Source organism: Mycobacterium sp. NGS57, from assembly GCF_059812405.1.
The window spans coordinates 164,224-179,750 of record NZ_JCALCP010000003.1; the positions used below are offsets into that span (position 1 = coordinate 164,224).

Below are 15,527 nucleotides of genomic sequence, written 5' to 3' on the forward strand. Positions count from 1 at the left end.
GCGGGTGCGATCCCTCGTTGCGCTGACCCGCGACACCGTCGCGGTGCGCATCCTGATCGCCGTCGTGCTCGGCGTCGCCGTCGCCGTCGCGGTGGGCAACGCCGCGGGCTGGCGGTTCGCGCTGGTCGGCTGGACCGCGACCGCCGGGCTGTATGTGGTGTGGACGCGGCTGCTGCTGGGCGGCATGGACGCCGATCAGACCCGCGAATACGTGACCCGCGAGGACCCCACGCGTTGGGTCGCCGACTCGGTGATCGTGTGGGCCAGCGTCGCGAGCGTGGCCGGGGTGGGCTACGTGGTGGCCGCCGGCTCGCGCACCGGCGCCGAGTCCGTGGCCGCCGCCCTGCTCGGCGTCGTGACCGTGGTGGCGTCCTGGTTCGCCGTGCACACGCTGTTCACCGTGCACTACGCGCGGCTCTACTACTCCGACGAGCCGGGCGGGATCAACTTCCACGACCCGGAGCCGCCGCGGTTCCGCGACTTCGCCTACGTGGCGTTCACCGTCGGCATGACGTTCCAGGTGTCCGACACCGAGATCGGGCTGACGTCGATCCGGGCGACGGTGTTGCGCCACGCGATGCTGTCCTATCTGCTCGGGGCGGTCGTGCTGGCCGTCACGGTCAATCTCATTGCGGGGCTGGGGTCCAAGCTGTAGCGCCGAGTTAGGCTGGCGGGCATGGCCATCGAGTCCACCATGCTCGCCCTGGGTACCCCCGCCCCGTCGTTCGCGCTGCCCGAGCCGGCCACCGGCAACACCGTCGGCCTCGACGACCTCACCGGTCCCGCGCTCGTCGTCACCTTCATCTGCAACCACTGCCCGTACGTCAAGCACGTCGCCGCCGGGCTCGCCGCGCTGGGCCGCGACCTCGCGGACCAGGGCGTCGCGATGGTCGGCATCTCGAGCAACGACGTCGTCACCTATCCGCAGGACGGGCCCGACCAGATGGTCACCGAGGCCCGCGCCCACGGCTGGACGTTCCCCTACCTCTACGACGAGACCCAGGACGTCGCCCGCGCCTACTCCGCGGCCTGCACGCCCGACACCTTCGTCTTCGACGGCGAGCGGCGCCTGGTCTACCGCGGCCAGCTCGACGACTCCCGCCCGAAGAACGACAAGCCGGTGACGGGCGCCGACGTGCGCGCCGCCGTCGACGCCGTGCTGGCCGGGCGCCCGGTCGACCCCGACCAGCGGCCGTCGATCGGGTGCGGCATCAAGTGGCGCTGAGCCGCACTTTTCGGCTATGCCTGTCGCGGTCGCTCGCTGCCAAGTAATCTCTGCGCGCGAGGGCTCAGTTAGCCGACGGGCGAAAGGCTCGGGACATGCGGTTGGTGGTCGATCTCAACAAGTGCCAGGGTTACGCCCAATGTGTCCCGCTCGCGCCCGAGGTATTCGAACTCGTCGGCGAGGAGGCTTTGGCCTACGACCCGAATCCGGAAGAGACTCAGCGGCAGCGCGTGTTGCGCGCGGCGGCGTCCTGTCCCGTGCAGGCCATCATCCTGGAAGTGGATCCCCCGTCGGACCGGGACACCGAATGACGGCGGCTTCGCTGGTCGGCCGGCTCGTCGAAACGTTCAAGCGCGAAGGCCGGATCGTCATCGTGGGCGCGTCGCTGGCCGGTCTGCGAGCCGCTGAAGCCCTGCGGCAGAAGGGTTTTCGCGGCCAGCTCACGATCATCGGCGAGGAACCGCACGAGCCCTACGACCGGCCACCCCTGTCCAAGCAGGTCTTGAAGGGCTGGGTGCCCGCCGATCACACCAAGCTCCCCCGCCTGCGCCCCGTCGACGCGCATTGGCGGCTCGGTGTGGCCGCGGTGGGCCTGGACCGGACCAACCGCCAGGTCCTGCTCGCCAATGGCGAAAAGGTCGACTACGACCGCCTTTTGGTCGCCACCGGGACGAGGGCGCGCCCATGGTTCAACCCACACGAGTCCGCGCTGGAGGGCCTGTTCACGCTGCGCACCCGTGACGACGCCGCGAAGCTGGCCGCCGCTCTGAGGGCGCGGCCGCGCCGCGTGCTCATCGTCGGGTCGGGGTTCGTCGGCTCCGAAATCGCCTCGGTTTGCCGTGATCTCGACCTTCCGGTGACTGTCGCCGAACGCGGCAAGGCGCCGCTCACCGGCGCCCTCGGCGGTGTGATCGGCGACATCGCCGCCCAGATGCAGGTCGACGCCGGAGTCGACCTGCGGACCGGTGTAGCGGTGAACGGCCTCGATGGCGATGCTGACGGCCACGTCCGCACGGCACGGCTGTCCGACGACACCGTGCTCGACGTCGACGTCGTGGTAGCTTGCCTGGGCTCGATCCGCAACGTGGAATGGCTCGACGGCGCACAATTGGCGAGCGGGTTCTGGGGGCTGGCGTGCGACGCCGGGTGCCGCGCCTTCGACATCAACGGTGTGGTGACCGACAACATCTTCGTCGCCGGCGATGTGGCCCGCGCCCCGCACGTGCTGTACGAGTACCAGTTCATGTCTCAAGAGCATTGGGACAACGCCGTTTTCGGTGCGGAGGTGGCGGCCAACAACATGATCAGCCTGGAATTGGGGCGGCGCCCACACCTGCCGCTCCCGTCGTTTTGGTCCGGCCAGTTCGGTGTCAACATCAAAAGCGTCGGGGTGTGTTCGTTCGGCGACGAGATCGTGTTCACCCAGGGCTCGCCCGCGCAGCGCCGCTTCGCGGCGGCTTACGGCTACCGGGGCCGCATCGTCGGGGCGGTGACGTTCAACCACGGCAAGTGGCTGCCGTACTACGCGTCGCTCATCGAGCGGTCCGCTCCGTTCCCGCCGCCCCCGCCGGGCTATGACCGTCCGGCCATCTTCGAGCCGATGCCGGCCCGATTCCCCGACCCCCGGGAACCTACCGCTGTTCTCGACGTGGTTCTGACCGGGCACGACCCCACCTCCCGCGGCGCCGAATTCCGTCCCAGAAGCCGCTGAGCCCGCAACGATGGACGCCGAAACCGCCTGGACCGAGGCGATGAAGTTCGAGAACCGCCCGAATCCCTACCCATATTTCGCGGCGTTGCGCGAGACGCCGGTGGCCAAGGTCGCCGACAAGACGTATGTCGTCAGCGGTTACCGGGAGCTGCTGGCTTTGGCCCACGACCCACGGATCAGCTCGGATATCCGCCGCAGCCCGGTCCGCCGCGACGAGCCCGAAACCGCTGCCGGCAGCGGGCACATGCAGGGCTACGGTCGCGTCCCCAGCATCATCGTTTCCGACCCGCCCGATCACGACCGGGCGCGCCGGCAGGTGATGCGCCAGTTCGGCCCGCCGCACACCCCCGATCTGATCCCGGGCATGGAACCGTTCGTCGTGCAACTCGCCAACGAAATGCTGGACGACGTCAGGGCCCGGGGCAAGACCCGCTTGGACGTGGTGGAGGACTACGCCTACCCGATACCCGTCGCCGTCATCTGCAAGATCCTCGGCGTGCCAGTCGAAGACGAGCCGAGGTTTCACTCCTGGATCTTCGACTTCATGATGGGGACCGACCTCGGTCCGGAGGGCGCCACCGAACAGGGCCGGGCCCTGGCCGCGAAGGCCCGCGAAAGCACCACCGCATTGCAGGACTATCTGGGCGGCCTGGTGCAGAAGCTCGCACATACCCCCGGCGACGGCCTGCTCTCCCGGCTGCTCCACGATGACGGGCCCGATGGGCCGATGTCGGTGGCGGAGACGACCTCCAACGCCATGCTGCTGTTGGTCGCCGGCCACGACTCGACGGTCAACACCATCACCAACTGCGTGATGACGCTGCTGCGCAATTCCGGTGCCTGGGATCTGATGCGGCAGCGCCCGGAGCTCATCCCGCGCGCAATCGAAGAGGTGCAGCGGCTGCAGTCCGCGGTGCAGTTCTTCCCCAGCCGCAGCGCTACCACCGACATCGAGGTCGGCGGGACGGTGATCCCGGCCGGGGCCGCCGTGCACCTGGTATATGCGGCGGCCAATAGGGATCCGCGGAGGTTCGACAACCCGGATCGCTTCGATCCGCTACGCGAGGACAACGAGCATTTCGGTTGGGGCAGCGGCATTCACACCTGCATCGGCGGCCCGTTGGCGCGCCTGGAGGTCAACCTGGCGCTGGAAGTCATCCTGCGCCGCGTCGAATCCCCGAAGCTGGTCGTTGACCCTCCGCCGTATCGGCACAACCAAGTGTTCCGCGGGCCACGACACCTGTGGGTGGACTTTGCTGCGATCGCCGACTGAGCCTGTCTAGGGATCGAGGGTGAACGAATCGCCGACCCGGATGACGCCCTCGGCCAGCACCGCCAGGTACACCCCCGCACACGCCTGCTGCCCGTGACCGCCGGTGTCCCAACGGTTCTCGGCCGCGGGTGTGCGAAGCGCCTGCGTCGCCCGCGGCAGCGGGCCGTGCTCGAGGGTGGGCACCACGCACCGCGACGTGGACGACAACACGCGCAGCCGCGCCTCCCCCACCGCGATTTCCCTTCCGATCCAATCGCTTTCGCCGTACGGCGGGTGGTCCGGCGGCGTCGCGATGATCAGGTTCGGCCGGTAGCGCAGCGCCTCGACGCCGATGTGCTCGAGGGTGGCCGTGGTGATCGCGTGCAGCGGGGCCTCGTCGTGGAACGAGTCACCGGGCGTCGCCTGGGCGATCTCGACGATCCGGCCGGCCACCTCGGCGTCCGGCGCGTCCAACCCGAACTCGAGCAGCTTCTCCGGGTCCGGGCGCTCCAGCGTCGCGCCGTCGGGTCGTTGGCGGACCAGCCGGACCGTCCGCCCCAGCAGCCGCGAGAGCAGGTCGTCGGCGCCGGGGTCGTCGGCGGTGACGCTGGTGCCGTCGGGCAGGTCGATGCTCACCGGCCCGGCGCCGGCGTGGGCGGTGCACTTCAGCAGCCCGCGCCACAGGCGCGCCTGCTTGGCGCTGGCCACGTGGCCGGTTTCGGTGTCGACCAGCGCCAGGCGCCGGTCCCCCTCGGCACCGCCCTCGTCGACGAACAGGCTGTCGACGGATTCGCCGAGCATCGACTTCACCGGGTAGCGGCGCAGACTTTCCACCCGCATCACGAGATCAGTATGCGTCGCTATGCAATGCCCCCCGCGTCGATCAGCCCGGGCAGTACACGGACTCCGCCGCGCTGACCATGCCGGTGACGTCGGCGAACGAGTAGCCCTTCGAGCTCAGGCTGCCGTGAATGTCCGAGGCGATGGCGTCGGGCGTCTGGCCGGCCATGCGGTCCGAACAGATCTGGTGCCCGATGGACACCATGTCGGAGTCGGCCCCCGAAGACCAGGTGAAGCCGAGGCCGTGCAGCTTGGCGATGTAGGCGTCGTCGGTGCTGTCGGCCGCGGCGATCGCGGTGCCGGTCGTCAGGGCGGCGCCGACCACGACGGGGATGGTCAGTTTGGTCAGCCAGCGAGGTGCAAACATTTTTCGTGCCCTTCTTTTTGGTCGTCTGGGGTGCCGTCAGTATATGGGTGCTTATGCCGATTCAAATATTAAAAATATAGAAATTCGCGCGCGTCGATTAGGCGAGTGAGCTGCACGGAGGCGCTTGCTTTGGGGCCGCCGGAATGCTGGCGCCGTTACTAGCGATCAATTGGCAACTATTGCCCTGAGGGACAATTTGTCAGGGGCTCAGTGCGCCAATAGGCGCTTTTTTTGCGCGGTGAATTCCTCTTCGGTGAGGACTCCCGAATCGCGCAGTGAAGCCAGTTCGCGCAGCTCGGCGGCGATGCTCGTCACCGGGCCGCCGGCGGGGGTCTCCGCGGGCGCGTCCTTGTCGTCGGCATCCTTCTTGCCGGTCGTGGGCGCGCCGATCCGCTCCCGACGACCGGGCGCGCCACCGCCGCCTCCCCCGGTGCCGGCCATCGCGCGCCCGGCCATGCCCGCCAGGGCCATCTGGCTGAACAGGCTGCCGGCGCTCCCGGCGCCGGCCTCGGCGGCGGCCGCGCTCGCGGCGGGCAACGCGACCGCCAGCGGACGGATCATCGTCGTCTCGGCGGTCCAGGCCGGCGGAACCGACAGCGCCCCAACGGCTCTCGCCTCGCCCAGTCCCGCCGTCACGGCCGACCCGCCCGCCAGGTTGGTGATGACCGGGAACGGCGAGGGCGGCACCGGCCCGGTCCCCGGGAACGGCTGCATGCCCGCCCAGCCGCTGACGATGTCGTCGGTGTGGAAACCGGTCAGGGCGCCGACCACGTCGTACGGCAGGGCGACCAGGCTGCTGGCCAGCCCCGCCGAGCCGATCTCGGGATCGACGAAGATGCCGCTCAGGCTGCCCAGCAGGTTGATCACGCCCAGCACGTCGGCCGGCTCGACCTGGGCCGGCGCGGCCGCGAGGCTGGTCAGCGTGGTGGGCACCGCCGACATCGCCTGCGGGACGCTGGACACCGCGCTTTGCGCGTCTCCGGCGGAGGTGCCGGTGGCCTGGGCCACCGCCGCGGCCTGGGTGGCCGGCCCGCTCGAGTTGGTGTTCTGCGGCGGCGGCGAGAACGGCGTCAGCGCCGTCGCCGCCGCGGCGGCGCTCGCGTAGCCGTACATCGCAACGGCGTCCTGGGCCCACATCTCGGCGTATTGCGCCTCGGTGGCCGCGATCGCCGGAGTGTTCTGCCCGAAGATGTTGGTCGCGGCCAACGTCATCAACTGGGTGCGGTTGGCCGCGATCACCGGGGGCGGCACCGTCGCCGCGAACGCCGCGTCGTACGCCGCCGCAGCGGCCGCGGCCTGATTGGCGGCCTGCTCGGCCTGCGTGGCCGAGACTCTCGTCCACGCCACGAACGGGGCGGCCGCGGCGGCCATCAGCGCCGACGCCGGGCCCAGCCAGGGCCCGGCCGTCAGCGCCGCCAGCTCCGACTGGTACGAGCTCGCCGCGGCGTGCAGCGACGCGGCCAGCCCGTCCCAGGCCGTCGCGGCGGCCAGCATCGGCCCCGACCCGGGACCCAGGTACATGCGCGCGGAGTTGATCTCCGGTGGCAGCGCTGCGAAGTCCATGTCGTTTCCTCCGATCGGGGCGCACTCCGCCAGCACGCCGGCGGGTTCGGTGACGACGTACTGGACGGCGCAGTCAGGACCGGGCCGGCAAACACTCGCACTTCCCCTAGTAGTACATCCCCGGCGGGTAACGATAGCTAATTTCGCGCCGAACTCGCGCCTCGTCCGCCGTGCGGCCACGGAGCGGGTCGTGTAGAAGAGTCTGGTGGGCGAGCCACCGGAGTCGTTCGATCCCGCGCTGCTGCGCGACGCGATGGCCAGCCGGTTGTATCGCCGCACGGTGGCCGAGGGCAAAATCACACTGCCGGCCGTGCCGGCCCTGATCGACGAATACGTCCACCTGTGCGGCAACCTGTGCGCCACCTTCGGCGTGGTGTACACCCCCGAACAATCGGCTCAGCTCAAAAGGGCGCTGGAAGCCGAGCTGGCGAAGGCGTACACGGCCACCCAGCGTTCGGAGATCGTCGTCTCGTTTCAGGTCCCCTTCGGGACCGGGCTGAACTACCGCGTCACCGCCGAATGGCGCAGCGTGGAGGCCGACTACGACAACTGGGTGGCCACCCGGCCCGCGCCGCTGTTCGGCACCGAACCGGACGCGCGAGTGCTGGCGCTGGCCTCCGAGGCGGCCGACGCCGCGGCGTGCCGGGTGCTGGACGTCGGCGCCGGGACCGGCCGCAACGCGCTGGCCCTGGCCCGGCGCGGGCACCCGGTGGACGCGGTGGAGATGGCCCCGAAGTTCGCCGCGGTGATGCGCGCGGAGGCGGAGGCCGATGCGCTGGGCGTGCGCGTCATCCAGAGCGACGTCTTCACCGCGATGGAGGGTGTGCGCGAGGAGTACCAGCTGATGGTGCTCTCCGAGGTGGTGCCCGACTTCCGGACGGCGCGCGAGCTGCGTGGCCTGTTCGAGCTCGCCGCCGAGTGCCTGGCGCCCGGCGGTCGCCTGGTGTTCAACACCTTCTTGCCGCGGCCGGGCTACACCCCCGACGACGCCGCGCGCGAACTCGGCCAGCAGTGCAACACGATGATCTTCACCCGCGGCGAGGTGACCGCCGCCGTCGCGGGACTGCCGTTCGGACTCGTCGCCGACGACTCGGCCTACGACTACGAGAAGGCCCACCTGCCGCCCGGCGCCTGGCCCCCGACGGGCTGGTTCGAGGGCTGGGCCAGCGGCCTCGACATCTTCGACATGACGCGCGAGGAGTCCCCGATCGAACTGCGCTGGCTCGTCTACGAGAAGACGCGCTGATCCCCGTCGCCGAACGTGAACTGGTGGCGAGGATTTGGTGGTGGATTCACGATTTTTTCGCCCTGACGTCACGCTCGGCGCGCGGTTTTCAGGCCGTCAGGTCGCGGGTGGCCGGTCCCTCCAGCAGGGTGCCGTCGGGGGCGAAGCGCGACCCGTGCAGCGGGCACTCCCACGCCTGGTCGGCGTCGTTCCAGTTCACGATCCCGCCCAGGTGCGGGCACACCGGCGAAACGATGTGTTCCGTGCCGTCGACGCGGCAACGCGCCTCGAGATGCCACGGCGGCCCGCTCACCACGCCGCCCTCGCCGTTCACGGGGCTGCGGCGACCGGTGCGGATCGCCGGGGTGATCCAGCCCTTGGTCAGGTTGAAGCCGACCTCGAGGTTGGCCTGCATGGCCGTGAGCAGGCCGGTCAGCTCGTGCGGGCTCCAGCTGGCGAATGCGTTCGACCAGTCCATCCGGCCGCCCAGCATCCTGCTGGACAGCAGCAGCGCCGCCGCCACGCCGTTGGTCATGCCCCACTTGTTGAAACCCGTTGCGACGTAGATGGTTTCGTTGTTCGGCAGGATGGGCCCCACGTATGGCAGGTGGTCGATCGGCGTGTAGTCCTGCGCCGACCAGAAGTGAGTCTCCACCGCCCCCGGGAAGTGCATCCGCGCCCACGACGAGAGCTCCTCCAGCGATCGCGACGGGCTCTTCTCGCGGCCCACCGTGTGGCCGGCCCCGCCGACGATCAGCAGCTCGCCGCCCGCGACGGGCGCATAGCGCACCGAACGCGTCGGCGAATCGGTGGAAATCATCATCGGCCGGGTGATGGTGCCGGGGACCTTGAAGGCCAGGCAGTACGACCTGCTCGGCTTGACCCGCGCGAAATAGCCGCCGCGGTCCAGGATCGGGATCCCGGTGGCCAGCACCAGCTGTCCGGCGGTGAGCTCGACGTCCTGCTGCGCGGCGTCGTTGACGTGGACCCGCACCCCGTTGCCGCGCTGCGACACCTTGCGCACCCGGGTGTGCTCGACGAGGCGCCCGCCGCGGTCAAGCAGCTCTTTGGCCAGCGAATCCAGAAACGGCATCGGGTCGAACTGCGCCTGGTCGGGCAGCCGCACGCCGCCGTGGTACGGGAACGGCACGTCGGCGTCGTCGTCCCATACCGCGGGCAGGCCAACGGCCTGGCAGGCCTTCAGCTCCGCGCGCGCGGACAGGACGCCCTTGGCGGATTGGGCGTAGGTGTAGGCGTCCTCGCGCTGCACCGCGATGCCGTTGGATTCGCAGTGCGCCACGATCCACTTCTGGCCCTCGCGGTTGCCGTCGACGTAGGCGCGCGCCACGTCCTTGCCGTGCCGGGGCAGGACCTTCGAGAGCTGGCTGCCCTGCAGCAGGCTGATCTTGGCGGTGGTGTTGCCGGTGGCGCAGGCTCCCACGGTGCGAGCCTCGAGCAGTAACACGTCCTTGCCGGCGCGGGCCAACAGCACCGCGGTCGTCAGCCCGGTGATCCCCGCGCCCACGACGATGACTTCGGCGGAGCGGGGGCCGTCCTCGAGCTGGCTTGCGGTCCACGGCTGCTCGGCTCGTTCGGCCATCCATAAAGAAGTCACGGCGGTGCTGATACCCCGGCAGCGCGCACGGAAACCTTCCCGGCCCGGTCACGCCCGCTTGAGCTGTGCCTTTGTCCTTTTGACGGCGTCGGCGGCGGCGCGGGCGGCCCGCTTGGCCTCGTCGTAGCGGGCCTCGGCCTCCTTGTACTCGCGCTCGGCCGCGCGAAGCGCGGCGCGCGCGTCGGCCTCGCCCCGTTCGGCGTCGGCAAGCGCGGCCTCCAGCTTTTCCCGCCGCCGCGTCGCGGCCGTGTCGCGCGCCGGTTGCCGCGCCTTCGCCTTCGGCCCGGACGGCGCCTCGGCCGGCGCCGCTTCGCCGAAGCCGAAACCCGACCACTGCTCGGGCTTGGTGAGCCGGCCGAGCCGCTTGGCGACGTCGGGGTCGGCGATGGCGGCCTGCAGCGTGCCGGTCACGTCCTCGCGCACCGACGCCGACGGCCTGATGCCGGCCGCGTCGAAGGCGGCGCGGGTGAGGTCGGCGATGAGGCGGTGTTGCTCGGCGGACAACTCGCGGATGCGCTCGCCGTCCATCTCGGCGTGCGCGGCCCGCAGCCGGTCACCCAGCTCGGCCAGGCGTTTGGTGGTGTCCTGGTGCCGCAGCGCGAGCCGGTTGACCACCCAGGCCGCCGTCGTGGGTTTGCGCGCCGCGGAGATCCGTTTGGCGGCCGCGTCGTCGCCGCGCCCCTTGGCCGCCGCGGCTAATTCGGTGCGCCGCGCGGTGAACGCATCCGGCGCCGCCGCGTACAGACTGTCGAGTTCGTCGCCCATGACCTAAATCATGTACTTGTTTCCGCGCGCACGCCGCGGGCTATTCGGTGCCCACCATGACAATCACGCGGCCGCGCCGGGCCCTATCGGCGGTGTTCGTCACCCTCAGCCTCGTGGCCGGCGCGTGCCACCACAACCCGGCCGCGGCCCCGAAAGCGCCTGAAGCGGCGCGGATCACCATCACCCCCGGCCCGGATGCGCGCGACGTCGACCCGGTCGCCCCGGTGACGGTGCAGGCCGACGCGGGAACGCTGACCGACGTGCGCATGGTCAACGAGAGCGGCAAAGCCGTCGAGGGTGTCATGACGCCGGACAACACCGTCTGGAAGCCCACCGTGCCCCTGGGTTACGGGCGCACCTACACGCTGACGGTCACCGGCCGCGGCCCCAATGGCGTTGCGGCCACGCAGGTTTCGTCGTTCTCGACGCTGCAGCCGTCCAACCAGACCAAGGTGTCCTTCACCACGACGGCCGAGGCCCCGCTGCACGACGGCGGCACCTACGGCGTCGGCACCGTCGTCGTCGCCCACTTCGACGAGGAGATCCCCGACCGGGCCGCCGCCGAGCGGCGCCTGAACGTGACCACCAACCCGCCGGTGCAGGGTTCCTGGTTCTGGGTCGACAACCAAAACGCCCACTGGCGTCCCGAGCGCTACTACGCGCCCGGAACGACCGTCACCGCCGAGGCCAAGATCTACGGAATCGGCTTGGGCGACGGCCTTTTCGGCCAGGACGACAGCCGGGCGTCGTTCCGTATCGGCGACGCGCACGTGTCGATCGCCGACGACGCGACCCATCAGGTCAGCGTCTTCGACAACGGGAAGCTGGTGCGCACCATGCCGACGTCGATGGGGATGGGCGGCATCGAGGACGTCGCCGGACGCAAGATCTCGCTGTGGACCCCGCCGGGCGTCTACACCGTGCTGGACAAGGGCAACCCGGTCGTGATGGATTCCTCGACGTTCGGGCTGCCCAAGAACTCGCGCCTCGGCTACCGCGAAACCATCAACTGGGCCACCAAGATCAGCAGCGACGGCATCTATCTGCACGAGCTCGACGCGACGGTGTGGGCCCAGGGCCACCAGGACACCTCGCACGGCTGCCTGAACCTCAACGCCGACAACGCAAAGTGGTTCTACGACTTCTCGGTGCCGGGCGACGTGGTCGAGGTCCGCAACAGTGGTGGGCCGCCGCTGACGGTGGCCCAGAACGGTGACTGGACGCTGAGCTGGGAGCAATGGCGCCAGGGCAGCGCGCTGAAGCCGGCCTCCTGAAACGCCCCCCGGAAACTCTTGACTGATTCCAAATAGCGGAGTCTTATTGGCAGGGTGTCCTCATCGGCGAGTTCCGCGGACCGGCTGCGCAGCGCCGACCTGCGCGTGACCCGGCCCCGGGTCGCCGTCCTCGAGGCCGTGCACGCCAACGCCCACGCCGACACCGAGACGATCTTCACCGCGGTGCGCGAGGGCCTGCCCGACGTATCCCGCCAGGCCGTCTACGACGTGCTGAACGCGCTGACCGTCGTCGGGCTGGTGCGGCGCATCCAGCCGTTGGGCATGGTCGCCCGCTACGAGTCCCGTGTCGGCGACAACCACCACCACGTGGTGTGCCGGACCTGCGGGATCATCGGCGACGTCGACTGCGCGGTCGGCGACGCGCCGTGTCTGACCCCGTCCGACGACAATGACGTTCTGGATGGGTTCGTCCTCGACGAGGCCGAAGTCATCTATTGGGGCGTGTGCCCCGACTGCTCGACCGCTGAGTCCTGATCACTTCCCGTGATCGCAACCCGCATCACCACTGGAAAGGAACGCTGTGTCATCCGATACCTCTAGCACCAGCGAGAGCGAAAACCCGGCCATCCCGGCCCCGACGCCGAAGGCCCACGCCCCGCTGACCAACCAGGACTGGTGGCCCGACCAGGTCGATATCTCGAGGCTGCACCCGCACGCGCCCCAGTCCAACCCGCTCGGCGATGACTTCGACTACGCCGCGGAGTTCGCCAAGCTCGACGTCGACGCGCTCAAGGCCGACATGATCTCGCTGATGACCACGTCGCAGGACTGGTGGCCCGCCGACTACGGCCACTACGGCGGCCTGTTCATCCGGATGAGCTGGCACGCCGCGGGCACGTACCGCATTCACGACGGCCGCGGCGGCGCCGGGCAGGGCATGCAGCGTTTCGCCCCGCTGAACAGCTGGCCTGACAACGCGAGCCTGGACAAGGCCCGCCGGCTGCTCTGGCCGATCAAGAAGAAGTACGGCAACAAGCTCTCCTGGGCCGACCTTATTACCTACGCCGGCAACGTGGCCCTGGAGTCGATGGGGTTCAAGACCTTCGGCTTCGCGTTCGGCCGCGAGGACGTCTGGGAGCCCGAAGAGATCCTCTGGGGGGAAGAGGGCGAATGGCTGGGCACCGACAAGCGCTACTCCGGTAAGCGCGATCTCGCGCAACCGTATGGGGCGACGACCATGGGCCTGATCTACGTGAATCCCGAAGGCCCCGAGGGCAAACCGGACCCGATCGCCGCGGCGATCGATATCCGCGAGACGTTCGGCCGGATGGCCATGAACGACGAGGAGACGGCCGCGCTGATCGTCGGCGGGCACAGCTTCGGCAAGACCCACGGCGCCGGCGACGCCGAGCTGGTCGGTCCCGAGCCGGAGGCCGCCCCGATCGAGCAGCAGGGGCTCGGTTGGAAGAGCTCCTACGGCAGCGGTTCGGGCAAGGACGCCATCACCAGCGGCCTGGAGGTCGTCTGGACGCCCACGCCGACGAAGTGGGACAACAGCTTCCTGGAGACGCTGTACGGCCATGAGTGGGAGCTGACCAAGAGCCCCGCCGGCGCCTGGCAGTTCACCGCCAAGGACGGTTCGGGTGCCGGCACGATTCCCGATCCGTTCGGCGGGAAGGGTCGCAACCCGACGATGCTGGTCACCGACATCTCGCTGCGGGAGAGCCCGATCTACGCCGACATCACGCGGCGCTGGCTGGACCACCCCGAGGAGCTGGCCGACGCGTTCGCCAAGGCGTGGTACAAGCTGCTGCACCGCGACATGGGTCCGATCAGCCGCTACCTGGGGCCGTGGGTCGGCGAGCCGCAGTTGTGGCAGGACCCCGTTCCCGCCGTCGACCACAAGCTGGTCGACGACAAGGACGTCGCGGCGCTGAAGAAAACGGTGCTCGACTCGGGTCTGTCCGTTCAGCAGCTGGTCAAGACGGCATGGTCGGCAGCGGCGAGCTATCGCAACACCGACAAGCGCGGCGGCGCGAACGGCGGTCGGCTGCGCCTCGAGCCGCAGCGCAACTGGGAGGTCAACGAGCCGTCCGAGCTGGACAAGGTGCTGCCGGTCCTCGAGAAGATCCAGCAGGACTTCAACGGCTCGGCCTCGGGCGGCAAGAAGATCTCGCTGGCCGACGTGATCGTGCTGGCGGGTTCGGCGGCGGTCGAGAAGGCGGCCAAGGACGCGGGGTACGAGATCTCGGTGCATTTCGCGCCGGGTCGCACCGACGCCACGCAGGAGAGCACCGACGTGGAGTCGTTCGCGGTGCTCGAGCCGCGGGCCGACGGGTTCCGCAACTACATGCGGGCCGGCGAGAAGGCGCCGCTGGAGCAGCTGCTGGTGGAGCGGGCGTACCTGTTGGGCGTGACCGGTCCGGAGATGACGGTGCTCGTCGGTGGCCTGCGCGCGCTCGGCGCCAACCACGGCGGCAGCAAGCACGGCGTGTTCACCGACAGGCCGGGCACGCTGACCAACGACTTCTTCGTCAACCTGCTCGACATGGGCACGGAGTGGAAGGCGTCGGAGTCGGCGGAGAACGTCTACGAAGGGTTCGACCGCGCCTCGGGTCAGCGCAAGTGGACGGCCACCGCCAACGACCTGGTGTTCGGGTCAAACTCGGTGCTGCGCGGGCTGGTCGAGGTCTACGCCCAGGACGACAACCACGGGAAGTTCGTCGAGGACTTCGTCGCGGCCTGGGTCAAGGTCATGAACAACGACCGGTTCGACCTGAAGTAACTGTCGGTCGCTAGGCGACGCCCCGCGGGCTTTCGGCTCGCGGGGTGTCGTTCGGTTTGGGTCATCGAGTGTGGGGCCTACGCACGGGCGCGGGCCGCCGATTTTCGTGCGTAGAGCCCACGGTCGACGCGAGGCTCAGCGCGCGAGATCCCACTGGCCGTAGTCGGGCGCGAGGACGTCGTCGATGTCGACGTTGATGCCGCCGAGCAGCGGGCTCGGGTTCGACGGGCTGTTGACCACCGTCTGGTAGAGCACAGCCGCGGGCTCGCGCTCCCCGTTGGACCACGACCTCGTCTGCCACGCCCAGCGGTGCCCGGGTGTGCTCGAGTTACCGATGACGCCGTCGCGGATCGCCCACCCGCACGCCTTGGCATGCCCGTAGATGCCGGAGCGGGGCACACCCAGCACCGAGTTGATCCCCCGGAACCATTGCACCGCAACGCTATTCCAGGTGTCGACGTCGATGTTGTCGTCGATGCTGAAGAAGATCGGCGCCGAATCCGGGCCGCCGGCCGCGGAGTGCAGCCGCATCGCCGTGTGGGCGTCGGCCACGCCGCCGTCGTACCCGCGGGTGTAATCCGACGGGTCGGGCCAGCCCGGCTTGCCGTACTGGAAGTTGCTGACGATCTGCAGGCCCGCCGCGCGCAGCGAGTCGGCGTACTGCCGGGTGATGGGCTTGGCCTCGAAGTTCGCGCCGGGCCGCGACTCCGAGACGTAGTTGACCACGCCGGCGTAGCCCGCGGCCTTGATCTCCTCCGGCGCGATCCTCTTCTCGGCGAAGTCGATCAGCTTGATGTCGGTGGCCGCTGCCCTGGGCTCGTAGGCCATCATCGCCCCGAGGCCCAGCAGGGCCGGGGCATATTTCAGGACGTCGCGTCTGGAGAGTCCGCGCACCGCGCGATGGTAACAAAGTCGCGGGCTGAGCAGGGTTTTGTGTGACATCC

At 69.6% G+C, this 15,527-nt stretch carries 15 protein-coding genes; 9 read left to right on the forward strand and 6 right to left on the reverse strand.

Annotation, left to right across the window (positions count from 1 at the left end):
* Positions 1 to 4 precede the first annotated feature (4 nt).
* From AC5Y43_RS07135 to AC5Y43_RS07155, 5 genes are all read left to right on the forward strand, one after another.
* Positions 5 to 655 (forward strand): DUF1345 domain-containing protein, encoded by a 651-nt coding sequence (locus AC5Y43_RS07135; RefSeq protein ID WP_499970767.1) that lies wholly within the window; start codon positions 5 to 7, stop codon positions 653 to 655.
* A 21-nt stretch (positions 656 to 676) separates the two neighbouring features.
* Positions 677 to 1,225, forward strand: a complete 549-nt coding sequence (locus AC5Y43_RS07140; protein WP_499970769.1) for a thioredoxin family protein — start codon at positions 677 to 679, stop codon at positions 1,223 to 1,225.
* Positions 1,226 to 1,320: 95 nt separating this feature from the next.
* Entirely contained in the window at positions 1,321 to 1,536 is a 216-nt protein-coding gene (locus AC5Y43_RS07145; RefSeq protein WP_499970772.1) for a ferredoxin, read from the forward strand.
* Positions 1,533 to 2,936 carry an NAD(P)/FAD-dependent oxidoreductase gene (locus tag AC5Y43_RS07150; protein WP_499970775.1) on the forward strand — a complete coding sequence of 468 codons (1,404 nt, stop codon included), beginning with the start codon at positions 1,533 to 1,535 and terminating at the stop codon, positions 2,934 to 2,936. The genes AC5Y43_RS07145 and AC5Y43_RS07150 overlap by 4 nt, the downstream gene beginning before the upstream one ends.
* A 10-nt stretch (positions 2,937 to 2,946) precedes the next feature.
* Positions 2,947 to 4,209 carry a cytochrome P450 gene (locus AC5Y43_RS07155; RefSeq protein WP_499970777.1) on the forward strand — a complete coding sequence of 421 codons (1,263 nt, stop codon included), beginning with the start codon at positions 2,947 to 2,949 and terminating at the stop codon, positions 4,207 to 4,209.
* Between the two features lie 6 nt (positions 4,210 to 4,215).
* Here AC5Y43_RS07155 and AC5Y43_RS07160 read toward each other — a convergent pair whose 3' ends face one another.
* The 3 genes from AC5Y43_RS07160 to AC5Y43_RS07170 all read right to left on the reverse strand — a co-directional run bounded on the left by AC5Y43_RS07160 (position 4,216) and on the right by AC5Y43_RS07170 (position 6,958).
* Complete coding sequence (locus tag AC5Y43_RS07160) at positions 4,216 to 5,028, reverse strand: MOSC domain-containing protein (protein ID WP_499971527.1); 813 nt, start codon at positions 5,026 to 5,028, stop codon at positions 4,216 to 4,218.
* A 43-nt stretch (positions 5,029 to 5,071) separates the two neighbouring features.
* Positions 5,072 to 5,395 carry a DUF732 domain-containing protein gene (locus AC5Y43_RS07165; RefSeq protein ID WP_499970779.1) on the reverse strand — a complete coding sequence of 108 codons (324 nt, stop codon included), beginning with the start codon at positions 5,393 to 5,395 and terminating at the stop codon, positions 5,072 to 5,074.
* 207 nt (positions 5,396 to 5,602) lie between these two features.
* Positions 5,603 to 6,958 carry a PPE family protein, SVP subgroup gene (locus tag AC5Y43_RS07170; RefSeq protein ID WP_499970781.1) on the reverse strand — a complete coding sequence of 452 codons (1,356 nt, stop codon included), beginning with the start codon at positions 6,956 to 6,958 and terminating at the stop codon, positions 5,603 to 5,605.
* A 205-nt stretch (positions 6,959 to 7,163) separates the two neighbouring features.
* Here AC5Y43_RS07170 and AC5Y43_RS07175 point away from each other — a divergent pair, with 205 nt between their 5' ends.
* On the forward strand, positions 7,164 to 8,204 hold the full coding sequence (locus AC5Y43_RS07175; RefSeq protein WP_499970783.1) for a class I SAM-dependent methyltransferase: 1,041 nt from the start codon (positions 7,164 to 7,166) through the stop codon (positions 8,202 to 8,204).
* Between the two features lie 88 nt (positions 8,205 to 8,292).
* On the opposite strand, the gene AC5Y43_RS07180 is transcribed toward AC5Y43_RS07175, so the two are convergent.
* The gene (locus tag AC5Y43_RS07180) at positions 8,293 to 9,783 is read right to left on the reverse strand and encodes an FAD-dependent oxidoreductase (RefSeq protein ID WP_499971528.1); all 1,491 of its coding nucleotides are present in this window, start codon (positions 9,781 to 9,783) and stop codon (positions 8,293 to 8,295) included.
* A 63-nt stretch (positions 9,784 to 9,846) separates the two neighbouring features.
* Complete coding sequence (locus AC5Y43_RS07185; protein ID WP_499970785.1) at positions 9,847 to 10,563, reverse strand: hypothetical protein; 717 nt, start codon at positions 10,561 to 10,563, stop codon at positions 9,847 to 9,849.
* Between the two features lie 56 nt (positions 10,564 to 10,619).
* Between AC5Y43_RS07185 and AC5Y43_RS07190 the strand changes: the two genes are divergently transcribed.
* Genes AC5Y43_RS07190 through katG form a run of 3 tightly spaced genes read left to right on the forward strand, consistent with a single transcriptional unit; the run spans position 10,620 to position 14,583 of the window.
* Positions 10,620 to 11,837, forward strand: coding sequence for a L,D-transpeptidase (locus AC5Y43_RS07190; RefSeq protein WP_499970787.1), 1,218 nt, complete (start codon positions 10,620 to 10,622; stop codon positions 11,835 to 11,837).
* A gap of 54 nt (positions 11,838 to 11,891) precedes the next feature.
* A complete protein-coding gene (locus AC5Y43_RS07195; protein WP_499970789.1) occupies positions 11,892 to 12,332 on the forward strand; it encodes a Fur family transcriptional regulator in 441 nt (146 codons plus the stop codon).
* Positions 12,333 to 12,363: 31 nt separating this feature from the next.
* Positions 12,364 to 14,583, forward strand: a complete 2,220-nt coding sequence (katG, locus tag AC5Y43_RS07200; RefSeq protein WP_499971529.1) for a catalase/peroxidase HPI — start codon at positions 12,364 to 12,366, stop codon at positions 14,581 to 14,583.
* A gap of 135 nt (positions 14,584 to 14,718) precedes the next feature.
* Here the strand turns inward: katG and AC5Y43_RS07205 are convergent, their stop codons facing one another.
* Positions 14,719 to 15,525, reverse strand: a complete 807-nt coding sequence (locus AC5Y43_RS07205) for a DUF1906 domain-containing protein (RefSeq protein ID WP_499970793.1) — start codon at positions 15,523 to 15,525, stop codon at positions 14,719 to 14,721.
* Positions 15,526 to 15,527 lie beyond the last annotated feature (2 nt).

What these genes read in the sequence shown, in the direction of transcription:
- AC5Y43_RS07155 (WP_499970777.1), top strand. Translation starts at nt 2,947, where the DNA reads ATGGACGCCGAAACCGCCTGGACCGAGGCGATGAAGTTCGAGAACCGC.
- AC5Y43_RS07205 (WP_499970793.1), bottom strand. Translation starts at nt 15,525, where the DNA reads ATGTCACACAAAACCCTGCTCAGCCCGCGACTTTGTTACCATCGCGCG.
- AC5Y43_RS07185 (WP_499970785.1), bottom strand. Translation starts at nt 10,563, where the DNA reads ATGGGCGACGAACTCGACAGTCTGTACGCGGCGGCGCCGGATGCGTTC.
- AC5Y43_RS07190 (WP_499970787.1), top strand. Translation starts at nt 10,620, where the DNA reads ATGACAATCACGCGGCCGCGCCGGGCCCTATCGGCGGTGTTCGTCACC.
- AC5Y43_RS07150 (WP_499970775.1), top strand. Translation starts at nt 1,533, where the DNA reads ATGACGGCGGCTTCGCTGGTCGGCCGGCTCGTCGAAACGTTCAAGCGC.
- AC5Y43_RS07165 (WP_499970779.1), bottom strand. Translation starts at nt 5,395, where the DNA reads ATGTTTGCACCTCGCTGGCTGACCAAACTGACCATCCCCGTCGTGGTC.
- AC5Y43_RS07170 (WP_499970781.1), bottom strand. Translation starts at nt 6,958, where the DNA reads ATGGACTTCGCAGCGCTGCCACCGGAGATCAACTCCGCGCGCATGTAC.
- AC5Y43_RS07140 (WP_499970769.1), top strand. Translation starts at nt 677, where the DNA reads ATGGCCATCGAGTCCACCATGCTCGCCCTGGGTACCCCCGCCCCGTCG.
- AC5Y43_RS07160 (WP_499971527.1), bottom strand. Translation starts at nt 5,028, where the DNA reads ATGCGGGTGGAAAGTCTGCGCCGCTACCCGGTGAAGTCGATGCTCGGC.
- AC5Y43_RS07180 (WP_499971528.1), bottom strand. Translation starts at nt 9,783, where the DNA reads ATGGCCGAACGAGCCGAGCAGCCGTGGACCGCAAGCCAGCTCGAGGAC.
- AC5Y43_RS07145 (WP_499970772.1), top strand. Translation starts at nt 1,321, where the DNA reads ATGCGGTTGGTGGTCGATCTCAACAAGTGCCAGGGTTACGCCCAATGT.